This is a genomic window from Klebsiella sp. HN106 (genome assembly GCF_051209435.1).
GTDB classification, from domain to species: Bacteria; Pseudomonadota; Gammaproteobacteria; order Enterobacterales; family Enterobacteriaceae; genus Klebsiella; species Klebsiella oxytoca.
The window spans coordinates 1-289 of sequence record NZ_JBLURD010000253.1 but is presented as its reverse complement, the minus strand read 5'-3'; the positions used below and the strand labels follow the sequence as shown (position 1 = coordinate 289).

Annotated in this window: 1 protein-coding gene; it reads left to right on the top strand. The window is 67.8% G+C overall.

Going from position 1 to position 289, the window contains the following annotated elements:
• Nucleotides 1–289: serine hydrolase (locus ACSIPU_RS31140; protein ID WP_435322564.1), on the top strand; the 289-nt coding region annotated here is incomplete at both ends.

Below are 289 nucleotides of genomic sequence, written 5' to 3'. Positions count from 1 at the left end.
GCGATAACAGCGCCGCCAATCTGCTGCTGGCCACCGTCGGCGGCCCCGCAGGATTGACTGCCTTTTTGCGCCAGATCGGCGACAACGTCACCCGCCTTGACCGCTGGGAAACGGAACTGAATGAGGCGCTTCCCGGCGACGCCCGCGACACCACTACCCCGGCCAGCATGGCCGCGACCCTGCGCAAGCTGCTGACCAGCCAGCGTCTGAGCGCCCGTTCGCAACGGCAGCTGCTGCAGTGGATGGTGGACGATCGGGTCGCCGGACCGTTGATCCGCTCCGTGCTGCC